We start from the raw sequence: 23,534 nt of genomic DNA on the forward strand, positions 1-23,534 counted from the left end.
TCTCCTTTTAATAGCTCCTAAATATAGATTTTACAAAGAAAAAGTGTAAGGCACTCTAATTGCTCTAATTGGTTCAACCAAAAACAATACCCTTAAATTCATACCGCCTCAAATAATCCATTGTTTCCTCAATTTCAAATTCGTTTGCAATATGCATTTTGACGTGCAGCATTCAAAAAAAAGCACAAGGCACAATCCAATTGCTGGTTGTGCCTCGCACTCTATTGCAAAAACTGGTGGTTACAATTACAACTCTATTCTTGTATTCTCCAATCATGCGTGTAGATATTAAAACTTTGGTTACGAATAAACCCAACCGTTGTAATACCAAGTTTGTTTGCCATCTCAAGGGCTAGTTCAGTCGGAGCGGCTTTCGATAGAACAACAGAGCATCCCATTTTAGATGCTTTTATTAAAATTTCACTTGAGATTCTTCCACTAAACACAAGAATTTTATCGTTAGTTGGAATGGAATCCTTAACACAAAAACCATACAATTTATCAAGGGCATTATGCCTGCCGATATCCATTCGCATGACCAACATCCCATTTTGGTCACACAATGCCGCATTATGAACCCCGCCTGTCCGCTTAAATGTCGCCGCTTCTTGCTGTAATGCCTTCATAAGCGAAATGCATTTATTAGGTGTGAGTGTCAATTTGATATGATGGAGTTTCTTAGCCGTTAACGCATCATTGACAAAATAGAATCCTTGCCTTGACATTCCGCAACAAGAGGTTACATAGCGTTTGGACCTTAATTTTTCGTATAAATCTGGCTGCTGTTTTACCGTAACATGCGCAAAGCCCCGGCCTTCTTCGATCCAAATATCTTCTATATCATCAAAGTGTTTAATCACATTTTCCGATGCCAAAAAACCAATAACCATCTCTTCTAGATATTCTGGCGTACACACCAGTGTCGCAAATTCTACTTGATTGAGTTTAATCGTGATGGGAAACTCGGTCACAATCGTATCATCTGTTCTAGATAATTCCCCATCCTTAAAACGAACAATTGAAAAACTAGTTTCATTCTGCAGTAACAAGTTCCTCACCCCTCAATCGGTTTTTCAAATAAAAAGACCGATATCGCAACATCTTCCTCAATATTGATGTCTGAGAATAGATTCAGTAATTTTGATTGAATGATGTCTTCCATCTCAACCGGCTTATGTTGTTTATAATGCTCTTGAATCATTTTTGTTCTTGCCCGGTGTACTTGTTCAAACCCTTCAGGACTGTGCATGATAAACTTCTCAACAGGAGTTAAATTACCTCTGAGAGTCGTAATCGCCATATTTTCACAGAATACTGTTTTAATGGATTCTGGACCTTTTCCAAATAAGTCTTTTCTTACCTTCCGGACAATTTCATTGAATTGATGTTCTTTTTTGCTCAATGCGCTGCCACCTCCTGTTCTTAAAATAACTTCGCAATTCATTCATAGATGGAGTTAACAAAAGATAACCAAAAATAAGCAATAGAATAACAAGCGTTAATAACAGGTTTTGCATCGCATCTGAACGATTAACGATAATGTAACGTACAGTTGCGGTAATTCCAATGTAAATTAAATAACGCAGTGAGAAATTTTCACGTTTTTCAAGGTAAATTACTATCATTGAGAAAAAGGAAAGATATAGAAAAAAGTTTAAAATTTGTTCTAATATCAAATGAACACTTTTTGAATCATAGATGGCATATATTCCAATATAGTAAGTTTGCCTCAGCATTAAATAGATCAAAAGGAACAGCAACGCAATTAAAGTAATGTTCTTAACTAACTGTGCAAACTTTATAATACATTGGGTTAAAATCTTTGATTCCACTATTTTTCCCGCTTTCTCTAAAAATAAATCGTTAGTAAAGGAAGGTTTAAGAGGATTCAATCCTTTAAACCTTCACCAATTCCTTTTAATAAATGAATCCCAAATAAAATGGTCCGATTGATATCAGGATCTTTCATCGCTTTAAAAAGATCCATCACTCCTGCCTTTTCTCCGTTTTTCACACTTTCTTCTGCGTTTTTCATACCAGTTGATACGCCATCGACTAGTTTTTTAGTAAAAGCAGGATCTAATTCCGTTAACGCCCCTGCTGCCGCCATCGCATTGTTAATAAGATTGGTTACAGGTGGCCGTACCATTTGATCAACAGCTATTTTCGCCACTTTCTCTTTTGCCTGGACAAGGGACACAAGCGCTTCTAGTATTCCACTTTCGTGAAGTTCATGCAGAAGGGCAATGGTTTGTTTTAATCCATCAGCATTTTGGATGACATGATCAACTAAATGGTCAATTTTCTCGAAATGAAGTTCTTCTTCTGACTTTTGTCTATTTGCAAAAGCAGTAATTGGTTTTGCCACGTTGATTCTCCCCTTTTATACCCCTGGTTTGATATATTCGTTTACTGACGCAATCTGCTGATAATCGTCCCGTTCCCATTTGCGGAATACCTCTACTCCATTTTGTGGCGTTCTTTTCGCATTCCGAGGATTAAAGGCTGGAATCGGTGATTCGCCTCTTGCTTTGATCACTTCCATCCTCACTTGTGTTTGTTTATAAGCAGGAGTACGTGTATGCACATCACCAGCACTTCCTGTTAAAAGGTTAATGGCATTTTCATGACTGACAGAGTGCATTGGAACATATAATTCCTTTCCCTGTACGCGGCTAGTAATCGTTGCCCTTAACTTAATCGCTCCATAAGGGGAAATTAACCTGACCAATGCCCCTTCAGAAATTTCCCGTTCCGCTGCAAGTTCCGGAGAGACTTCGACAAATACCTCTGGTAGCTTATATAGCAAACCTTTTGATTTGTTGGTTAAATTGCCTTCATGGAAATGTTCCAATAACCGTCCATTATTTAAAGTCAGATCAAATTCCTTTCCAAATCGGACTGGTGGAACATATTCCATTAATGAAAACACCGCTTTTTTATCAGGGAAATTGAAACCGTCTGTGAATAAAAGCGGTGTGCTTTCTCCTGTATGGCTGCCCCAGAAAAAGCTATTCCACCCTTCCAACATCTCATAACTCGCCCCTGCAAAAATCGGTGCAAGGCTGGCCATTTCTGCAAATATTTCACCTGGATGCTGGAAGCTCCAATCGGCCCCCATATGATTCGCTACTTGCTGAATAATCCACCAATCTGGTTTTGAATCTTCGTGTGGTTTGAGTACTTGATAAAGTCGTTGAACACGACGTTCTGTATTGGTGAAGGTTCCATCTTTTTCTAGTGATGGTGCCGCTGGAAGAATCACATCAGCAAACTGCGCTGTTTTTGTAAAAAAGACATCCTGAACGACAAAAAAGTCTAGTTTTGATAGTGTTTCATGGACATGATTGGCATTAGCGTCAATCCAAGCCATATCTTCGCCGACTAGGTAAATGGCTTTTAAATCGCCCGTCTCGACTGATTCGAGCATTTGAATATTATCCTTACCTGGTTTATGGGAGATTTCCACTCCGTACACTTGTTCGAACTTTTGTCTTGCTTCATCATTTGAAATATGTTGATTTCCAGGAAGCCATCCGGGCAGAGTCCCCATATCACAAGCACCTTGGACGTTATTATGTCCACGAAGCGGATAAGCACCAGCACCTGGGCGCATATAGTTACCTGTCAGTAATAACAGATTTGAGATGGCTGCAGACGTATAACTGCCAGCAATATTTTGAGTAACACCCATTCCCCAAAGAATACAGGTTCCGTCTGCTTCAACTATCATTTTCGCCACTTCCATTAAGGACTCTTTTGCTATTCCTGTTTCCTTTTGGGCGTAATCTAACGTATATATTTCTAAGTGTTTTACAAATGCTTCATATTGATTAACATGTTGACGGATAAACTGCTTGTTTTCCCAGCCTTTGTCAATGATGTATTTTGCGACCGCACTAAGCCAAACAAAATCTGTTCCTTGGTTCGGATGAATGAAAAGATCTGAGCGTTCCGCCATTTCATGTTTACGTAAATCGGAAACAATTAATTTTTGACCATTTAGCTTATGAGCTCGTTTTACTCGGGTAGCTAAAACTGGGTGTCCTTCCGTTGGATTCGCGCCAATGATGATAACCAAACTAGCTTTGGCAATATCTTGGATCGTTCCAGAATCACCGCCGAAACCAACCGTTGACAATAACCCATCTGTTGCAGGAGATTGACAATATCGTGAGCAGTTATCTACATTATTGGTTCCAAACACTTGGCGGGCTAATTTTTGCATCAAATAGTTTTCCTCGTTGGTTATTTTAGAAGAAGAAACAAAACCAATCGAATCCTTGCCATAGGTTTGTTGTATGTTACCTAATTTATTAGAAATAAGTGTGAGTGCTTCATCCCAGCTTGCTGGAACAAATTCATCTCCTTTGCGAATCAGTGGAGTGGTTAATCGTTCTTCTGAATTCACAAAATCCCAGCCGAATTTACCTTTTACACAAGAAGAAATGCTGTTCACCGGTGATTGTTCAACTGGTTCTACTTTTAAGATTTCCCGGCCCTTTGTCCACACTTCAAAGGTGCAACCTACACCACAAAATGTACAAACGGTTTTGGTTTTCTTTGTTCTCGTATCCCGCATTGCTGCTTCCACTTCTGAAACAGCAAATATGCCACTGTAGCCTGGTTCCACAGCTTTGATAAGGTCGATCATCGGTGTAAGCAAATCATCTTTGATCCCCGACATGAATCCAGCTTCACCCAGCATGGATTTTTCCATTAAGGCATTACACGGACAAACAGTCACACACTGGCCGCACGACACACATGACGATTCATTAATCGACTTGCCGCCATCCCAGTTCACACGCGGCATCTTGCTTTCCCAATCAATTAATAGGGTTTCATTTACTTGAACATCCTGGCAGACCTCTACACATCTACCGCAAAGGATACATTGGTCCGGATCATAGCGGTAGAAAGGATGGGACATATCCACTTCATACCCTTTCGAACGAAATGGACGTGTTTGATGTTCAATTTCTAACAGTTCAGCCGTGTTATGTACGCGGCAGTTGCCATTATTGTTATCACAAACGGTGCAATACAGCATGTGATTTTCTAAAATTCGGTCCATTGCTTCTGTTTGTGCAGACTTTGCTAATTCTGAGTTTGTTTTTATCTCCATCCCACTAGTAAAAGTGGTAGAACAGGCCCTCATTAATTTTCCATCTATCTCACACATACATGTATCACAGGTCTGAATAGGACCTGTAATTTCCGAATAACAGATGTGTGGATGTTCTATTCCTTGGTTATTTAAATAATCTAATATTCTTCCATTCTCTTCGACTACTTGCTTTACGCAATTAATCGATACAGTAACCATGTTGATTGCCATTCCCTATACCTCCAGAAAATAAAAAAATCCATCACAAAACAACTATGTAATAGTACATAGATCTTTTGTGATGGATGTATATCGAGCATTTTAAAATACTTTTTACCAATCCATTTACTTTTTAAAGGTGGCATTCAAACATTGTGAACAAAATTCGAACACCACTTTGACAAGTTTAAGTGTATTTAATATTTATGTCAATACGGTGAACATTAATAAGATGTCTGCACTACCCGAAATTAGCATTAACTCTTTATCTATTTATTTCTAGCATTGTTTCTTAAAAGGATTTTAATAGAACTTATGTAAAAGGAGGAGTATGATAAGTAGATATAAATAATAAAACCTTATTTTAAAACAACTAAAGGAGTATGCTTTAATAATGGGTTATATTCAGCGTGGGACACACACATTTAAAATGGTAAACATAGCTTTATTTGCAGGTGGTTTTAATACATTTGCTATCCTTTGGGGTACCCAACCATTACTACCTGAGATAGGGAAGGAATTTCATATTTCACCAGCCGTATCAAGTTTAAGCTTGTCCTCTACTACAATCGCTTTAGCCATTAGTATGTTGATAGCTGGTTCTTTATCTGAAGTATTTGGCCGGAAACCAGTCATGACTATTTCTTTGTTTGCCTCATCGATACTATCCATTTTAACAGCGTTTAGTCCGAGTTTTCATCTATTAATCTTATGTAGAATATTACAAGGGATTTCATTAGCTGGATTGCCTGCTGTAGCGATGGCCTACTTAGGAGAGGAGATTGAACCGAAAAGTTTAGGGATGGCAATGGGATTATACATAAGTGGGAACTCCATTGGTGGCATGGGTGGTCGAATAATTAGTGGAATTTTAACAGATCATTTTAATTGGCATGTAGCTTTAGCCGTAATTGGAATGATTAGTTTAATTGCTAGCCTTATTTTTTGGTTTATTTTACCGAAATCTACTCATTTCAAACCCCGAAAATTTGAAATAAAGAAGTTAGTAACCTCATTGTTTGTCCAATTTAAAGAACCAGGTCTCCTTTACCTATTTTTCACTGGATTTCTATTAATGGGATGCTTTGTATCTTTATATAACTATATTGGTTTTCAACTCATAGTGCCACCCTATTCATTAAGTCAAACCTTAGTTGGATTTATATTTATAGTGTATATTGTTGGAACATTTAGCTCTACTTGGATGGGCATGTTAGCTGATCAATACGGTAAAAGAAAATTATTACTGATGTCATTATTCATTGTATTGTTAGGTGCATGTATAACGTTAAATTCGTCTTTATGGTTAAAAATTATCGGAATAGCCATCTTTACTTACGGATTTTTTGCTGGCCATTCGATTGCAAGTGGTTGGGTAGGACAACTTGCTACTCACGACAAAGCACAAGCAGCATCCCTATATTTGTTTTTCTATTATGCGGGTTCAAGTATTGGAGGAACGGCCAGTGGTACATTTTATAGTAGTTTTGGCTGGCTTGGTGTTGTCTCTATGATTGTAGTTCTCGCTATTATTTCTATAATCATATCGATTCGATTAGGAACCATTTCTACAAGAAGAATACAGCATTCTCCACATAGACTATAAGAAAAAGATGGCTTTACTCGAACCGTCGCACAAATCGACGAATTTTATAATTGAATACAAAAAATAAAAGCTCTAGGACCAACCTAACGATTGTGTCTAGAGCTTTTCATTAACATTTATTATCTTAAATCATTATAAATCTTGCTTAATAACACCTTATTGATACCAGATTCCTTCATCTATCTCCTATATGTAATAAAATCAACATTAACAGGTTCGATTTCATTTGCTCTGAGAAGTAGATTGATCTGTCCCCGATGATATTGACCATGTAGTGCAACATGGGTAAAGATATCTCTTACCGAATTATTAAACTCATTGCCTTTACTATTTCTGTATGACACGATCTGATCGAGAGCAGGAATAGATAAACCAGAAAGAAATTCTTTAAAGTTTAGATTATTTTGGTTAACCATTTCTGTACAAGCACCTAAACTGACCTCTGCCCAGATAGGTATTTTTGAACTGTCTGACCCTATTAACCTAGTAAACCACACATGTTCTGCCAGAAGGATATGTGAGAATAGATTGTTAACCTGTTTGTTCTCCCCTTCCATATTTTGCAAGGTTTCAAGAATTCGTTGATTAGCCCAGTTTAAATGCTCAAACATATTTCGGATCGTTTCCACTTGACCACCTCCATGTACTTTATCAATATGTGTTAGCAAATAAAATTTATAACGATTATATATTTAGACACGATCATTAGTACTCAGTTTAAGTCTTTAAGAAAAATCTCACTACAAATGGCCTTATGCGAAACGATAGTAAATCAATAAAAAGGTTGCTAGCACAAAAATGAAGTTTAAAAATACAAAGATAAATTGATCTGTTTTAGTTTTATGCATTTTAATCGGCGGGTTATAGAATGAAACACCCTCAATAATGAAGATGATTAATACAATGTGAATCATGAAATGGCCGATGACTTCTGTCATTCCAAAGAGCATCGTGGTTGAGATAAAAATGCCTGTTACCACAAAACCTAACACACGATTTAAGATACCGACAACTAACAAATAACCCACGACAAACTCGATAAATGCCGCCATTACAACAAACAACTCTGGTGCGAAGCCAAATGTAGGCACATGATGGTTAGTGACAATATCTAATGCCATACCTGGATATACCCATTTTTCAACGGCTACCCAGCTAAGTGAGAGTCCTGTCCCTAAATAGAGAAATGGAAACCCTGCCTTCTCCAGCTTTGTATTACCTACTAATAATACACCAATAATGGCTACATAAAAACCGTAGTCTAACATATAGAAAATGCCATGATGGATCGTTACATAAATAAATAATCCTAATAAAATAGAAGCGCCGATTTTTGTTGAAATATGATGCGGAATCAATAAAAATCCAATGGTCACCCACGCTAATACAGTAATGAAAGTACTACTTATATGGAACTCGGGAGCAAATAACGTTCCATTTATCATTTGAATTATTAGCGCAATGGCGGTCCCATATTTTAATAAGTATCTAGAATACTTTCTAAAACTGGAGAGACGATCCTCCATTTCCCCATTCAGCCATTTTCGGAATGATCAAGGTTAATGCAGCTAAAACAATGGCCGCAACTAGAGTTAAAAATATAAACATCGGTGATAATATATGTTCAATAGACTCCTTATGTGGCACTACTTTTGTGAACCACTTCACATGTGCTTGTGCAAAAAAGGTGTCATAACAATCCCTAGTGTTAATAGTATCTGAAATATCTTTTTCATTAGTAATCCCCCTAGTAATATAAACAACATGACTGTAGTGATAATATACATGAAAAATCATTTCCATAGACGTCGTATTATTGAACATTTTGTGAAATGTTTCACAAAATAAATTGATCATCACCTATGGTCCGAACCTGACTCTGGTTCGGACTCGATTGCCTTTGAATTCTTCAAAACCTTTCTAAAGTCGCCATTAAGTGGGCACAAAAGCAACAAAGTTTCTAAAAGAGCTTAGAATTAAAAAGACCGAACATGCAGCAACATGTCCGATCCAGTTTAATTAATATTTCCCTCAAGGGGGATCGATACTATCACACTAGGCGCTAAACTCAAAATACCTCCCTCAATCCTTTTACTCTACAAAAACACCCCAACCGTCTGAATAACCACCATGTGGTTTACTTAAGTTATTTAAATTATTCTGTATTTTAATTAATTCATTATAATTTAATAGCATTCTTTTAGAGCAACAACATGCCCACTCTTCAGTTTCGTCATCTTGCTCTATGAAACAATTGAATCCTTCTCCTTTTAATACTTGCGATAATTTTTCACCTGTTGCTTTGTCAGGCACGGCAACAAAAAATTCCACTGATTGTTGTTTTTTTAAATCTAATCCTTCTTTATATAGACTACGTAAAGCATCTCCATCAGCATCATTTGGAAATTTCATTCGTTTCTCCTCCATATTCTAGTACATTCATTGTTGTCATTATAATTCACATCTTCGTGAAAATAAAATCATTTTCATTTTCATTCTAATTTCAATAACAGGAGTTCAGGGTCTTCCAATAATTTCATAATATGGTTTAATGCATTTTGGGCAATAACGCCGTCAATTACAGAGTGGTCATAACTAAGAGAAAGAGGGAAGCATTTTGCCAATGGTAATTTCCCCAATCCTCACGATCGGCTTTTCAATAATTTCCCCAATCCCCAAGATGGAGGTTTCTGGATGGTTAATATGGAGTAAACCGTTGTCCTCCAGCTGATCCGATGTTCGAAATTGTACATGTTCCTCCTTTCATATGATCCATGGTTAATTTGTTGTCTCTTGCTGTTTTTGTAAGCATGCCGATTTCCTTTGCGAGTCCAGAGATATTTTAATAGTCTGCATCCTTAAGTACCGATACAACAAGTCCATTCTCGGTTTGAACTGCAATTCCAATGTTATAAAATTTTTTCAAAACGATCACTCCCGGCAATAAAAAAGAATCAGTGGCAAGTAATGAAACAGAATTTTTTTATTAATAATTGAGTTCAAGGCACCTTCCAGGTAATAGGATGGTGCCTTGCACTTTTTTTAGTCAATTAATATTTTCTAGATGGTACCAGGGACTATTATCATTGAATAAAGAGTAGCGGGAATAGTCAATTTTCACCCCAGCTCGTTATATTTTCATATTCCCCTGGTTTTAGAACACTTTGGTCGCCTCTCATTAAGTAGGTGTAAGCAATAATAGAGATAAACAATCCGAATGTCCAGGCATTATCCCATAAAAAGCGAAGTCCCGGGATGAAAAGACCAAGTACAGGAACAGCTACACCGATGATCAGGGCATAAACGCCGTTTTTATTAAAACCTGATGTATAACTATAGCGGCCGTTTACATCATATAGTTCATTAAGTGCCATTTGTCTCTTGCGCACAAGCCAGTAATCGGCAATTGCAATCCCATCAATAGGACCGAGTAATGCCCCATATGTTCCAAGCCAACCAAAAATATAGTTTCCAAAGTTCTCCATAATGTACCATGGCTGCATTAAGATTGCAAAGATCCCCGTTATTAGAGCACCTAATCCGAAAGTAATTCGTTTGGGATTTAAATTTTCAATAGCACGAGCAGGTGCGACGATGTTTGCACCGACATTAATCGTTAAGGATGCAATTACAATGATTAATGTTCCCAAAAAGATAACAAATGGTGGGAATTTCGCAAGCAGTTGAACAGGATCCCAAAGGGCTGTTCCAAAAATCACCACAGTTGCAGATGTGACGGCGATTCCAATAAAGGAGAAGATACTCATCGTAAGTGGAAGAGAGAAGCTTTGAGCAATCATTTGTGATTTTTGACTTTTTGCATACCGACAGAAGTCAGGAATATTCAATGCAAGTGTTGCCCAGAAAGCAATGACTCCTGTTAATGCAGGAAAAAATACTTTTAAAAACGCACCTGTTGTATTGAATTCAGATGGGGTGTCCAAGATTGGGCCCCAGCCTCCTGCGTTAGTATACGCCCAAATAAGAAGAATGATCGAAGCGATTCCCACAATCGGTGTCGCTATTAAGCCTAGTACTTTCATTGCTTGAGGTCCCTTATAGGCTACAATCACATTTAAACCCCAAAACAAGGCAAAAACGATAGCCGTATGTCCTGAAAAGCTTCTCCAGGCAGGAAATGAAGCCGATAAAAGTGTATCAATTGCACCCGTACCAATCCATGTGTTAATCCCGAACCAGCCAGCAGCAACAATGGCTCTTGCTAAAGCTGGGATGTGAGCCCCTTTTGAACCAAACCATAATCGTGCAAATACTGGATAGGGAATTCCAAATTTCGTACCTGCATGTGAGTTTAATAAAATGGGGATAAGGACAATAACATTCCCAAGAAAAATCGTTCCAATAGCTTGCCACCAGTTCATTCCTAAAGAAATCAAGCCACTAGCCATCGTATAAGCAGGAATACACAAACACATACCAATCCATAAAGTGGCAAAGTTCAGCCCCTTCCAGGAATGTTCCTTAATTGTCGTTGGGCGTAAATCATCATTCCACATTTCACTGTTACTTAAACCATCGGCTACTTCAGGTGTCAGGGTAACAATCCCATTTTGTTCAATTTGCGTTTTCAACAAAATTCCCCCTTATTGGTTATTTAACGAGCTTTTCTTGTGAAACAATTTTGCCGTCAGAGATCAAGGATATGACAGAAATCTTTAAGATTTAAACATGATTGGTATCGAATTTACCTTAACACAAGCTAAATTTGAAAGAATATTTAAAAAATTTAAGATAGATTTTAAAAATTAACTATAGCGTCACCACCCATTGTTCTTCAACTTCTGCTGCTAGGATCTTTGCAATCCTCTTTGTACCAGGCAAAGCAAAAGGAAAAAAACCTACCTCCCTATCCTATATTATATATCTTAGATTCATTCTGTCATTGGACAAAAAGTTGAATTATTTCTATCAATTCTTTTATGTTATGTAAGATGAAACATCGGATCGATTATCTGCATCTCCGAAGTGCCAACCTTTACGTTATAATGGAGTATAATAAAGAGGAGATGATTTGTCCTCTATATCGGAAGGTTCACTAACATGATTTCTTACCAATCAGAATCTAAAAATGTATTTCTAGAATGCCTGTGGTCAAACACCCATTTAATGGACACGAATAAAATACGATTCCAGGATTAAATAAAGTAATCGGAGTGGAAATTAAGAAAAAACCGACTCTCCATTCTAAAATATAGAATGAAAGTCGGTTTTTCTTTGTGTATTATCCGAAAATCTTAAAAACGTAAGTTTTTCAGTTTACACAGTTTTTTGTCCTGTTAAATAAACTGTTCGCTCTCTTAGGTACCCTCTTTATACCGTTAGCATGTAATGAATTGATCTATTCTACTCCCGGAAACCATCCTGGCGAATGAATAATGGCCTGCCACAAGGGATCTGGTACTTCCAGCGCGTGCTGATGATTCTTGTTTATTTTGGTGACAATTTCAGATTCTCTACCTTGTTCCACTTTTTGCACCCACTCGGGATCAATAATCAGTTCACGTCCCAATGCGATTAATGGCACTCCTGTTTCCAAAGCGTTTAAGGCCTCATCAGCTGTATAAATCGAACCGACACCGATTACTGGAACACGGTCACCTACACGATCTTGAATGATTTCTATCCGTGAACGTGTGTCCTCAACTCCGCGTTTAGGTGTTGACCTGAAATCCAGCAATGAAACATGAAGATAGTCAAGGTCTTTTTCTGCAAGTGTATCTATTAGTGCGAGTGTGTCAGCCATAGTGATCCCAGGTGTTTCAGGTTCCTCAGGGGAAAAACGATAGCCAACCAAGAAAGGCTCTTTCCCATATTCAGCAACAACTCTTTTTACTTCATCAATAACCGCTAACGGAAAAGTTAGACGTTTTTCAAGAGTCCCACCCCATCGGTCTACACGACGATTAGAATGAGGGGAAAAGAATTGCTGAATCAGGTACCCATTGGCACCATGTAATTCAACACCATCATAACCTGCTTCAATGGCTCGTCGAGTGGTTTCTCCAAAATCGTGAATAATGGATTCGATCTCTGTTTCAGTCAATTCCCGGGGTACAGGTTTTCCTGCACCTTCTGAAGGAACTGCACTAGCACTTACCACATCACCATCTACTAATTCAGGTGGAACCTGGCGTCCGCCATGGAAGATTTGCAAAATCGCTTTCGCACCCTTCTCTTTAATCGCTGATGCCACACGACGCAAACTTGGGATCATCTCATCTCGGTCTCCACCAAATTCACCATGAAATCCTTTACCATTCCTGGTCACATAGGTACATGCTGTAATGACCATTCCGACACCATTGGAACGTCGTTGATAATACTTGACTTCCGCATCTGAGACGGTCCCGTCAGGATTTGATGAGAAATTGGTCATGGGTGCCATGACAATTCGATTTTTTAAATGAATCCCCTTTCCTATCGTAAATGACTCAAATAATGGTGCAAATTTTACATTCATCATGCTTTACTCCTCCACCTTGTTCATTAATGTTAAATTGGAAATTACTTTGCCAATCTACAACTTCATCCTATAGTTTACCGTTTCGTTCAAAGCAAATCCTACCATATTAAGTGTGCTTCAAAATTGTTTCTGTCAAAGCTTCTTTTGGTTGGAAGCCGATAACCTTTTCTACTTCAACACCATCTTTGAAAAGAATCAACGTTGGAATACTCATGACGCTAAATGCTCGTGTTGTTTCTGGGTTCTCATCTACATTAAGTTTGATAATCCCAACTTTATCACCGATTTCAGCATCGATTTCCTCCAACACAGGTGCAATCATTTTACAAGGGCCGCACCATGGAGCCCAAAAATCTACTAACACCAATCCATCCTTCATTTCTGCAGCAAAAGTTTGATCTGTTACGTGTGAAATTGCCATTATTTTTTTCCTCCAAAATAATTTTTTTATTTTAAAAAAACTTAATTGTTTACTCTTACAAATATATGAAAATTATCTTTTTATATCAAAATTCCTCGTTCTGTTTCCACTGATTAGAAATTCAGATTTCTTGATAGGCACTTCTTGAATTTTTTTTATAGATACTAATTTCGCCGATAATTCCTTAAACCACTGCTCATCCTTAAATAGTAAAGCCAAATCTATTAAAGCTAAAAGCTCACTTTCATTTCTACCAGTTGTCTCGGGCAGCTTTTCAGCCCGTTTATTTACAATCCAAATCGATTTTCCAATCGCTTTTTCATTGTCACTATCGACCACTTTTACTTGTAGCATTCCTTTGTGAGTGTCTACGGTTTCTATATACCCGTGGATCAGTTTTCCATCTCTGGACCTCCCCTGAACCCAATCCCCATTTTCAAATCGATATTTATCGGCCATTGTCATCTACACCCCTTAAATGTTATAAAAAAAGTTACAGTTTGGTTTTTTTAAAAGTTTATCACCGATATTCCATCATACTGTAATAAAATAATATACAGTAAAAATAAAAGAAAAAACTAAATCATGGACAATGTTTAATTTTTTCTAAAACAGTACTAAGCGTAATATTCTCTAAATATTTTTCAAAATACAATTCAGCATCATTGAAAATCTGATCCATAACCACTTGGGTATTTGACGATATAACACATTTTTGCTCCGGATCACCTGTGCACCAGTTTGGTTTTAGGCTTCCGCGTGAAACTATACGATAAATATCTGCCAATGATACCTCTTGAGAGTTACAGTCGAGAATATAGCCACCGCCGATACCTTCTTTTGTCTTAACAAATCCATGATTTCGCAAACAGCTCATGATCTTCCGAATCCGTGCGGCGTTTGTGCAAACATTGGTAGCGATTGACTCACTGCTAGCCATATGATCTGGTAAATAAGCTAAATAGACTAAACTATGGACGGCTATCGTAAAATCACTATTCACTTTGATGCTTCCTCCTCAAGAAGATTAATGTAATTTTAATATTTACAGTTTATAAAGTCAACAAAAATAACTCCATATTAATAATTTCTACTATGCCCATTAAATTCCTGAAAATTGTTTTTGCAATCAAAAAATTTAGTTTATGCAGGATAAAATTTTACTCATTATTTAGAAGAAGCACTCTATAGCATTTCATAAAATTATTTCCTAATGGTTACATTATAATAATAAAACTAGGGGGGGTTTAGCATGACGACTTCAAGCCAAGCACCTATTACCTCATCAGAATTAGCAAATCTGTGGATGGCTTATCAAGAACAAACCATGATGCTTAGAGTATTGGAACATTTTATCGAGCACTCCGATCCTGAAGGAAAACAACTGTTACAGTCATATTATAATGGTGCCGCCAAAAACATTGAGATGATTAAAAGTATTTTTCAACAAGAAGGCTCAGTAATTCCAATTGGTTTTACAGAAAACGATGTATATAAAAGCGTTCCAAAGTTATTTGATTTTATGTACGATATTATGTATTTACATTTGATGACTAAAGTGGAAATGAGCCTTTATGCACTTTTCACAGGCATGTCCTATCGAAAGGATATAGAAGATTTATTTATCGGAATGACAGCTGAATCACAATCAATGAACAGCCAAGCAACTCAATTCCTTTTAGAAAAAGGGGTACTAGTACGTCCACCTTTTGTATCAATGCCAAAACAGGTAAATTTTGTACAGGATAAAAATTATATGGATGGGTTTACTTGGTTTAGTGAAACTAGATCCCTGAATACGGTTGAAGTTTCTCTTATCCATCATGCAATTGAAACTAACCTTGTAGGGATGCAATTAATGATTGGATTCGCTCAAGTTGCTTCTGATAAAGAGGTTCGAAAATATCTTACCAAAGGAATGGAATTGTCCAAAAAAATCGAAATAGATTTAGGTGAATTTTTACGCCATAGTTATATTGAGCCCCCAGCTACTCATGCTGGTAAAGCAACAACGTCAAAAACCGCACCATTTTCCGACAAATTAATGATGTACAACACCACTTTATTAGCTTCATTTGGGCTCGGAAGTAATGCATTAGGCGGTGGATTCAGTTTACGAAGTGACTTGCCGGCAAAAATGGCTTTTCTTGCAAAAGATATTTTCACTTTTGCTCAAGATGGTGGAAAGATTATGATCAAAAATGGCTGGATGGAAGAACCACCACAGATAGAGGATCGAAATCAATTAACAAAATAATTGTTTTTTTAGAACAGCAAAACTAACCTTAAAAAAGGCTAGTTTTTTTCTTTTTAATGTGCATTCTTTATTTTTGGGTTAATTAATTTAAAAATCTTCTACTACGCCTTTATTTTTAAATAATAAACATTGTCAATTAATAAACATCTATTCCGCAGGAACTTATACTTTAATTCATAAAAAAGAGACCTGAATTCAATAATGTGATGAATCAGGTCTTTGATCAAACTCTACAATTATTTTGGTAATAAGGATTTCCCCATCAAATAACGGTCCACTTCATGCGCGACCTGACGGCCTTCGTTGATAGCCCAGACAATTAGGCTTTGCCCTCTTCTTGCATCTCCCGCAGCAAATACACTTTCTACGTTTGTTCTGTAATCACCGTATGCTGCTTCGATCTTTTGATTGGCAGCTTTTACACCAAATTGGCTTAAAAGCTGCTGCTCCGTTCCCTCAAATCCTATCGCAATAAACACAAATTGAGCGGGCCATATTTTTTCTGTACCTGGTATTTCTTTAAAATAGAACCGACCTTCATCGTCTCTCAATTTTTCCATTTGAATGGTGTGAAGTTCCTTTAAGTTGCCGTTTTCATCCGCCACCATTTTCTTCGTTTGGATAGAATACTGACGTGGATCTTCACCAAACTTTGCTTCTGCCTCTTTATAAGCATAATCCATTGTAAAAACATTGGGATAAGCAGGCCACAGATTTCCAGAATTACGAGTCTCAGGTAACTGAGGGTGTTTACCAAACTGAACCACACTTCGACAGTTTTGGCGCAGGGCTGTTGCCACGCAGTCCGCTCCTGTGTCGCCACCCCCAATGACGATGACGTCTTTGCCTTCCGTATTGATGAACTGACCATCTTCAAAATTCGTATCCAAATAACTCTTTGTCGCTTTAGATAGGTATTCCATTGCGAAATGAATCCCTATTGCCTCGCGACCTTCAATCACTAGTTCACGCTGTTTTTGCGCGCCTGTACATAGAATCACGGCATGGAATTGTGCTTGCAGGTCTTCAGCTGAAATATCTTTTCCAACCTCTGTATTGGTAACAAACTTGATACCTTCTTGGGTCATTAAGCTGATTCGACGCTCCACCACTTCTTTATCAAGCTTCATATTTGGAATCCCATACATGAGTAATCCACCAGCACGGTCAGAACGTTCAAAAACCGTTACCGAGTGACCTGCTTGGTTTAGTTGATCTGCACTGGCCAATCCTGCAGGGCCGGAACCGATAATCGCTACTTTCTTCCCGGTCCGTGAAACTAGAATACGAGGCGTGATCCAGCCATTTTCAAAACCTTTATCGATAATTGCCTGCTCAATATTTTTAATCGTTACCGCTGGATCAGTAATAGCCAGCGTACATGAACCTTCACACGGAGCTGGACAAACTCGCCCTGTGAACTCAGGGAAATTATTCGTTTTTAGCAAACGATCGAGTGCTTCTTTCCAACGGCCGCGATAAACCAAATCATTCCACTCTGGAATAAGATTATGAATCGGACAGCCTGATGTTGCTCCTTGAATTTCCATACCTATATGGCAGAAAGGAGTGGCGCAATCCATGCACCGTGCTCCTTGTCTGCTTAAGGCTTGATCCGAGAAAGGAGCTGAATACTCTTTCCAGTCGCCTAAACGCTTAAGGGGATTTCGTTCTTTTCCTTTTTCTCGATCGTATTCCATAAATCCTGTTGCTTTTCCCATCTTCCTCTCCCCTTTCTTAGCGTAGTACAGCTTCTGGCTGTTTAGGTGTATTTTTCTGTTTGGAAGAATTGGCTAAAAACGCACTCATAATCGCTTCATCTTCAGTTAGACCTTTTTCCTTTTGCTTCTGGATTTGGTCCAACATGCGTTTATAGTCCTTTGGAATGACCATGTTAAATTTTCTCACATGATTTTCCCAGTTTTCTAGAACACAGCCTGCTTTCACACTGTTCGTATAATAGAAATGATTTTGAATCATTTGCTTAAGTTCATTCGCATCGTTTTTCGTTAAAGTTTCAATCTCAATCATCTCTTGGTTACATAACTTCTTAAAGGCATCTTGATCGTCTGCTAATACATACGCAATTCCGCCAGACATCCCTGCCGCAAAGTTTTTGCCAACATCACCTAAAATAACAACGCGTCCGCCCGTCATATATTCGCAGCCATGGTCACCAATTCCTTCGACCACAACGTTCACACCACTATTACGGACCGCAAAACGTTCACCGGCACGTCCATTAATATACGCTTCGCCGCTTGTCGCACCATATAAAGCAACATTCCCAGCGATTACATTTTCTCCTGCCGATAGTTTAGAAGATTCGTCTGTTTTCACAATCAACTTACCGCCAGATAAGCCTTTTCCAAGGAAATCGTTTACGTCACCCGAAATCTCTAATGTCACGCCTCTCGGAACAAAGGCACCGAAGCTTTGACCTGCAGATCCAGTAAATCTTAGAGTAATCGTATTTTCAGGAAGCCCCTCTTCACCGTAACGCTTCGATACTTCACTTCCGACGATTGTTCCAACGACACGATTAACATTCGTAATAGGGAAGCTCGCATCCACTGGAATTCGATCTTTTAATGCTTGTTGAACCGCCGGCAAGATTTTTTGAATATCAAGTGAATCATCAATTTTATGATTTTGTGGAGTCTTGAACGTACGAACTCCTTCAGGTTGATGCAGCAATGGAGTTAAATCTAGATCCTTTGCTTTCCAGTGTGCTTTTGCACGGTCACTCATTTTCAGAACATCTGTACGTCCTACCATTTCGTCAACGGTTCTAAAGCCAAGCTCGGCCATTAGTTCACGTACTTCTTGGGCAACAAAACGCATATAGTTAACGATGTAATCAGCTTCTCCTGTGAACTTTTTACGAAGCTCCGGATTTTGTGTAGCAATTCCAACCGGGCAAGTATCTAAGTGACATACGCGCATCATCACACATCCGAGCACAACGAGCGGTGCAGTCGCAAAACCAAACTCTTCTGCCCCAAACAAGGCAGCCATTACGACATCTTTTCCCGTCATTAATTTACCGTCTGTCTCAAGGACAACACGTTCACGCAAGCCATTAAGCATTAATGTTTGGTGTGCTTCGGCAAGTCCAAGCTCCCATGGTAATCCCGTATGTTGGATACTGGTTTTTGGTGATGCTCCTGTTCCGCCGTCATAACCACTGATTACAATAACATCAGCTGCACCTTTCGCAACACCTGCCGCAATCGTTCCTACTCCGCCCTTGGATACGAGCTTAACGCTGATTCGGGCATCCCGATTGGCATTTTTTAAATCATGAATCAATTGTGCCAAGTCTTCAATCGAGTAGATATCATGGTGCGGCGGCGGCGAAATCAGCCCGACTCCTGGTGTAGAACCACGAACATCGGCCACCCATGGGTAAACTTTGTTCCCAGGCAGCTGTCCGCCTTCACCTGGCTTTGCCCCTTGTGCCATTTTAATTTGAAGCTCATCAGCATTGACAAGATAATGACTCTTTACTCCGAATCGGCCTGAAGCAATTTGCTTCACAGCACTTCGGCGGTTATCGCCATTTCCATCCAAGATAAAGCGGCTTGAATCTTCCCCGCCTTCACCCGAGTTGCTTTTTCCTCCTAAGCGATTCATCGCAATCGCCAATGTTTCATGGGCTTCCTTACTAATGGATCCAAATGACATGGCTCCTGTTTTAAAACGACGAACAATGGAATCAACTGTTTCTACTTCCTCGATTGGTAAAGACGTTCTTGATTCATCAAATAAGAACAAATTCCGTAAGAATCCAATTCTTTCTTCATTTGCTAGCTTGGAATACTTTTTATATAATTCGTAATCGCCTTTACGGCAAGCCCATTGCAGGGTATGAATGGTTCCAGGGTTAAACGCGTGATGTTCCCCTGTTTTTCTCCACTGGAAGTTACTTCCTGAATCTAATGTATGATCATAAGAATCCGCAAATGCAGCAGTATGGAGCATCTTCGCTTCTTCGGCAATTGTATCTAAACTGATTCCGCCAAGCTGAGAAACTGTTCCAGTAAAGTAACGTTCAATGACATCTCCGCTAATTCCAACTGCTTCAAAAATTTGCGCACCACGATAGCTTTGGACGGTTGAAATTCCCATTTTCGACATGACTTTTACAACGCCCTCAGTCATTCCTTTTACATACTTGCTTACTGCTTCCTCATATGTGAACGGTAAGCTTCCATCTAAGATAGCCTGCTTATATGTTGCGAAGGCAAGATACGGATTGATGGCATCAACACCATAGCCAATTAAAGCGGCCAAATGATGAACTTCACGTACTTCCCCTGATTCAATAATGATGCTTGCTTTCGTTCTGCTGCCTTCACGAATCAGATGCTGATGAAGGGCGCTTGCAGCCAATAAGGAAGGAATCGCTGCTTCCTTTTGATTCATGTTACGATCAGATAAGATTAATAGACTTACACCTTCAGAGATGGCATCATCCGCCTCTCGGCAAATCCTATCAAGACTGCCTTCGATATTTTCAGTGAACAGGATGTCAATTACCTTACTCTTAAAATCAACTAAATCCAATGATTTTAGCTGTTCCAGTTGACTATTGGTTATTACCGGTGTATCCAGCTGAATTCGGCGGCAGTTTAATTCTGAAGGATTCAATATATTTCCTTCCGCCCCTAATAATGTCATCGTCGATGTGACAATCTCTTCACGAAGTGAATCAATTGGCGGATTGGTTACTTGGGCAAATAGTTGCTTGAAGTAGTTAAACAAGGATTGAGCACGGTCAGATAAAACCGCTAATGGCATATCATTTCCCATTGCTCCAATTGGATCTTTCCCTTCGCTCACAACAGGAACTAGATATTTTGAAATATCTTCGTATGTGTATCCAAATGATTTCTGGCGAACTAGTAAATCCGATAGAACCTCTTCTCCGTTTTGTCCATCGTCATTTAATCGAACCAATTGCTCATCTAACCATTGTTGATAAGGAAGAGCTTCAGCCATTTCGGATTTTACTTCTTCATCCGAAATAATTCGGCCTTCTTCTAAATCAATCAAAAGCATTTTGCCTGGGCTTAAACGTTCTTTATATATTACTTTCTCGGGTTCGACATCGATGACGCCAACCTCTGATGAAAAAATAATATAATCATCATCAGTAACGTAATATCGAGCCGGACGAAGGCCGTTCCGATCTAATATTGCCCCTATTTGTTTGCCGTCCGTAAAGGAAATAGCCGTTGGACCATCCCAAGGTTCCATCAGACAGCTATGATATTCGTAAAAAGCTCTCTTTTCCTTTGTCATATGCGGATTTTCTGACCATGGTTCTGGTATCAGCATCATCGCAGCATGAGCAGGTTTCCGGCCAGCTAACACCAAGAATTCAAGTGCGTTATCTAAAATCGAAGAGTCACTTCCATCAGTATCTAAGATTGGGAGCACCTTTTGCAGGTCCTCACCAAATGCTTCCGACACAAATTGCTTTTCACGCGCCTTCATCCAATGGACATTACCGCGAAGTGTATTAATTTCCCCATTATGGATCAGGTACCGGTTTGGATGAGCTCTTTCCCAGCTAGGGAACGTATTTGTACTAAAGCGGGAGTGCACTAAAGCAAAAGCCGATACAAAACTCTCATCCTGTAAATCAAGGTAAAACCTGTCTACCTGTTCCGGTGTTAATAACCCTTTGTATACAATGGTTCTGCTTGAGAGGCTGGCAAAATAAAAACGTAAATCCGATGCCATTGCCCATTGTTCTGATTGTTTTCTAATGATGTATAATTTACTCTCAAAAGATAATTCATCCAACAGTCCCTCGTTTGCTCCGATAAATACTTGGCGGATGAACGGGCGGCTTTGCTTGGCTGTTTCACCAATAGTTTCAGCATTAACAGGCACTGTCCTCCAGCCGAGAACCGTCTGTCCTTCTTGTTCAATCATTTTATTAATATAAGATTCTATATTTTCTCTTTCTGAATCATTATTTGAGAAAAAAAGCATCCCTACCCCGTAGCGACCTTTTTCAGGTAATTGGACGTTTTGGAGGGCTTTTCGGAAAAAGCTATCTGGAATCTGAACCATGAGCCCGGCGCCATCTCCTGTAAATGGATCACTTCCCTGTCCCCCGCGGTGGTCTAGCTTACAAAGCATGCTTAGTCCTTTTTTTACAATCTCATGAGTTGCATACCCTTTAATGTGGGCATATAATCCAATTCCGCATGCATCATGTTCATATTCTGGGCGGTAGAGACCTTGTGCTTTTGGTAGTTGGTGATATGTCATTATTATCTCCCCCGTTCTTAATTTTCCGATAAATCAGTATGAAGTAATTTTATGTTTAAACATACATATAAACAATATATAATTAAGATTAAATCAATCTGATATTAATATGAATGGAGGGAATTAGCGTGGAATTGCGTCAATTAAGGTATTTTATGGAGGTTGCTGAACGCGAACATGTAACAGAAGCGGCTGAAAATCTAAATGTAGCTCAATCCGCGGTAAGTTTTCAGATTGCCAAGCTTGAAGATGAACTCGGTGTTCGTCTATTTGAACGAACCGGAAGGAACATTAAGTTAACCCAGATTGGAATGATCTTTTTAACTCATATAAAAAAGGCGGTAAAATTTATTGATGAGGCAAAAGAAAAGATTGATGAGTATTTAGATCCTCAATCCGGCACCATTAAAATTGGTTATCCAACAAGTTTAGCAAGCTATTGGCTTCCAACCGTGATCTCTGCTTTTAGAACAAAGCAGCCAAACGTTGTTTTCCATTTGCGTCAAGGTTCCTATCTATACTTAATTGATGCCGTTAAAAATGGAGAAATTGATCTCGCGTTTATTGGTCCTGTCCCAACAAAGGATCCTGATATTGAATCAAAAATTTTATTTACAGAAAACATTTCTGCTTTGCTTCCTGCAAACCATTCACTTGCCGACCGAAAGAGATTAGATCTAGGTGAGTTACGAAACGATTCCTTCGTTTCATTCCCAAAAGGGTATATTCTCCAGAAAATTGCTGTTGAGGCATGCAAAGAAGCAGGATTTGTACCAAATATCACCTCAGAGGGAGAGGATTTAGATGCATTAAAGGGACTGGTTTCAGCAGGCATCGGGGTATGCCTCTTACCAGAAAGCACCGTTCACGACTCCATTCCACGGTTTACAGTAAAAATACCGATTGATTCCCCTCAAGTGAAAAGAACAGTCGGCCTTATCACACCAAAATACAGGGACCTAGCACCATCCGAAAATCTCTTTTACCAATTTGCGATTGATTTTTTCCGCGTATTAGAGCAGTTCCAATAGATGGGATTATCGGTGTGGTGTCACGATGTGGTGGGTGTCAGGCACCATTAAAAGACACTTTAGCTCATTTGTCCATATGGGACGGACATTATAGCCATTTCCTTTTTTCTGTGGTCAC

Annotated in this window: 19 protein-coding genes and 1 pseudogene; 3 read left to right on the plus strand and 17 right to left on the minus strand. The window is 38.8% G+C overall.

Annotated features, from left to right (window positions below; all coding sequences use genetic code 11):
- Nucleotides 1-254: 254 nt before the first annotated feature.
- From fdhD to fdhF, 5 genes are read right to left on the minus strand one after another with little or no spacing between them, the layout of a single operon-like run.
- A complete protein-coding gene (gene fdhD / locus CCK98_RS19930) occupies nt 255-1,043 on the minus strand; it encodes a formate dehydrogenase accessory sulfurtransferase FdhD (protein WP_256942577.1) in 789 nt (262 codons plus the stop codon).
- A gap of 11 nt (nt 1,044-1,054) precedes the next feature.
- Nucleotides 1,055-1,402: a DUF2294 domain-containing protein gene (locus CCK98_RS19935; protein WP_088088177.1), complete on the minus strand. Its 348-nt coding sequence runs from the start codon at nt 1,400-1,402 to the stop codon at nt 1,055-1,057.
- Nucleotides 1,374-1,832 (minus strand): phosphate-starvation-inducible PsiE family protein, encoded by a 459-nt coding sequence (locus CCK98_RS19940; protein ID WP_256942416.1) that lies wholly within the window; start codon nt 1,830-1,832, stop codon nt 1,374-1,376. Before CCK98_RS19940 ends, CCK98_RS19935 begins: the two co-directional genes overlap by 29 nt.
- A 56-nt stretch (nt 1,833-1,888) precedes the next feature.
- Nucleotides 1,889-2,368, minus strand: coding sequence for a DUF1641 domain-containing protein (locus tag CCK98_RS19945; protein ID WP_088088178.1), 480 nt, complete (start codon nt 2,366-2,368; stop codon nt 1,889-1,891).
- Nucleotides 2,369-2,383: 15 nt separating this feature from the next.
- A complete protein-coding gene (gene fdhF / locus CCK98_RS19950) occupies nt 2,384-5,341 on the minus strand; it encodes a formate dehydrogenase subunit alpha (RefSeq protein ID WP_373408502.1) in 2,958 nt (985 codons plus the stop codon).
- Nucleotides 5,342-5,723: 382 nt separating this feature from the next.
- Between fdhF and CCK98_RS19955 the strand changes: the two genes are divergently transcribed.
- Nucleotides 5,724-6,935, plus strand: a complete 1,212-nt coding sequence (locus CCK98_RS19955; protein ID WP_088088179.1) for an MFS transporter — start codon at nt 5,724-5,726, stop codon at nt 6,933-6,935.
- 179 nt (nt 6,936-7,114) lie between these two features.
- Here CCK98_RS19955 and CCK98_RS19960 read toward each other — a convergent pair whose 3' ends face one another.
- From CCK98_RS19960 to CCK98_RS20000, 10 genes and pseudogenes are all read right to left on the minus strand, one after another.
- Complete coding sequence (locus tag CCK98_RS19960) at nt 7,115-7,564, minus strand: DinB family protein (RefSeq protein WP_088088180.1); 450 nt, start codon at nt 7,562-7,564, stop codon at nt 7,115-7,117.
- A gap of 123 nt (nt 7,565-7,687) precedes the next feature.
- The gene (locus tag CCK98_RS19965; RefSeq protein ID WP_256942417.1) at nt 7,688-8,461 is read right to left on the minus strand and encodes a hypothetical protein; all 774 of its coding nucleotides are present in this window, start codon (nt 8,459-8,461) and stop codon (nt 7,688-7,690) included.
- On the minus strand, nt 8,436-8,795 hold the full coding sequence (locus CCK98_RS36455; protein ID WP_256942418.1) for a hypothetical protein: 360 nt from the start codon (nt 8,793-8,795) through the stop codon (nt 8,436-8,438). The genes CCK98_RS19965 and CCK98_RS36455 overlap by 26 nt, the downstream gene beginning before the upstream one ends.
- Before the next feature lie 231 nt (nt 8,796-9,026).
- Complete coding sequence (locus CCK98_RS19970) at nt 9,027-9,347, minus strand: ribonuclease E inhibitor RraB (RefSeq protein WP_256942419.1); 321 nt, start codon at nt 9,345-9,347, stop codon at nt 9,027-9,029.
- Between the two features lie 80 nt (nt 9,348-9,427).
- Nucleotides 9,428-9,873: pseudogene (locus CCK98_RS19975) on the minus strand (2-oxo acid dehydrogenase subunit E2); the annotation flags it as partial.
- A 172-nt stretch (nt 9,874-10,045) separates the two neighbouring features.
- Nucleotides 10,046-11,527 (minus strand): NCS1 family nucleobase:cation symporter-1, encoded by a 1,482-nt coding sequence (locus CCK98_RS19980; RefSeq protein ID WP_088088182.1) that lies wholly within the window; start codon nt 11,525-11,527, stop codon nt 10,046-10,048.
- 767 nt (nt 11,528-12,294) lie between these two features.
- Nucleotides 12,295-13,419 carry an NADH-dependent flavin oxidoreductase gene (locus CCK98_RS19985; protein WP_179195870.1) on the minus strand — a complete coding sequence of 375 codons (1,125 nt, stop codon included), beginning with the start codon at nt 13,417-13,419 and terminating at the stop codon, nt 12,295-12,297.
- 106 nt (nt 13,420-13,525) lie between these two features.
- Nucleotides 13,526-13,840: a thioredoxin gene (gene trxA / locus CCK98_RS19990; protein WP_088088183.1), complete on the minus strand. Its 315-nt coding sequence runs from the start codon at nt 13,838-13,840 to the stop codon at nt 13,526-13,528.
- Between the two features lie 72 nt (nt 13,841-13,912).
- Complete coding sequence (locus CCK98_RS19995) at nt 13,913-14,305, minus strand: IDEAL domain-containing protein (RefSeq protein WP_088088184.1); 393 nt, start codon at nt 14,303-14,305, stop codon at nt 13,913-13,915.
- 118 nt (nt 14,306-14,423) lie between these two features.
- Nucleotides 14,424-14,843 (minus strand): Rrf2 family transcriptional regulator, encoded by a 420-nt coding sequence (locus CCK98_RS20000; protein WP_088088185.1) that lies wholly within the window; start codon nt 14,841-14,843, stop codon nt 14,424-14,426.
- Nucleotides 14,844-15,092: 249 nt separating this feature from the next.
- On the opposite strand from CCK98_RS20000, the gene CCK98_RS20005 reads away from it, so the two are divergent.
- Nucleotides 15,093-16,097, plus strand: coding sequence for a DUF3231 family protein (locus tag CCK98_RS20005; protein WP_088088186.1), 1,005 nt, complete (start codon nt 15,093-15,095; stop codon nt 16,095-16,097).
- 236 nt (nt 16,098-16,333) lie between these two features.
- Here the strand turns inward: CCK98_RS20005 and gltD are convergent, their stop codons facing one another.
- Both gltD and gltB read right to left on the minus strand, forming a co-directional pair.
- Complete coding sequence (gene gltD / locus CCK98_RS20010; RefSeq protein WP_088088187.1) at nt 16,334-17,818, minus strand: glutamate synthase small subunit; 1,485 nt, start codon at nt 17,816-17,818, stop codon at nt 16,334-16,336.
- A gap of 16 nt (nt 17,819-17,834) precedes the next feature.
- On the minus strand, nt 17,835-22,385 hold the full coding sequence (gltB, locus tag CCK98_RS20015) for a glutamate synthase large subunit (protein ID WP_088088188.1): 4,551 nt from the start codon (nt 22,383-22,385) through the stop codon (nt 17,835-17,837).
- A 128-nt stretch (nt 22,386-22,513) separates the two neighbouring features.
- Between gltB and CCK98_RS20020 the strand changes: the two genes are divergently transcribed.
- Nucleotides 22,514-23,416, plus strand: a complete 903-nt coding sequence (locus CCK98_RS20020; protein ID WP_088088189.1) for a LysR family transcriptional regulator — start codon at nt 22,514-22,516, stop codon at nt 23,414-23,416.
- Nucleotides 23,417-23,534: the final 118 nt, after the last annotated feature.

Origin of the sequence: Bacillus sp. OV166 (assembly GCF_900177675.1) — a bacterium.
In the GTDB taxonomy this organism is placed as follows: domain Bacteria; phylum Bacillota; class Bacilli; order Bacillales; family Cytobacillaceae; genus Neobacillus.

Excerpts from the sequence above, each read along its gene's own strand:
- gltD (WP_088088187.1), bottom strand. The coding sequence starts at position 17,818 with ATGGGAAAAGCAACAGGATTTATGGAATACGATCGAGAAAAAGGAAAA.
- CCK98_RS19985 (WP_179195870.1), bottom strand. The coding sequence starts at position 13,419 with ATGATGAATGTAAAATTTGCACCATTATTTGAGTCATTTACGATAGGA.
- fdhF (WP_373408502.1), bottom strand. The coding sequence starts at position 5,341 with ATGGCAATCAACATGGTTACTGTATCGATTAATTGCGTAAAGCAAGTA.
- CCK98_RS20005 (WP_088088186.1), top strand. The coding sequence starts at position 15,093 with ATGACGACTTCAAGCCAAGCACCTATTACCTCATCAGAATTAGCAAAT.
- CCK98_RS19970 (WP_256942419.1), bottom strand. The coding sequence starts at position 9,347 with ATGAAATTTCCAAATGATGCTGATGGAGATGCTTTACGTAGTCTATAT.
- gltB (WP_088088188.1), bottom strand. The coding sequence starts at position 22,385 with ATGACATATCACCAACTACCAAAAGCACAAGGTCTCTACCGCCCAGAA.
- CCK98_RS19955 (WP_088088179.1), top strand. The coding sequence starts at position 5,724 with ATGGGTTATATTCAGCGTGGGACACACACATTTAAAATGGTAAACATA.
- CCK98_RS19965 (WP_256942417.1), bottom strand. The coding sequence starts at position 8,461 with ATGGAGGATCGTCTCTCCAGTTTTAGAAAGTATTCTAGATACTTATTA.
- CCK98_RS19995 (WP_088088184.1), bottom strand. The coding sequence starts at position 14,305 with ATGACAATGGCCGATAAATATCGATTTGAAAATGGGGATTGGGTTCAG.
- trxA (WP_088088183.1), bottom strand. The coding sequence starts at position 13,840 with ATGGCAATTTCACACGTAACAGATCAAACTTTTGCTGCAGAAATGAAG.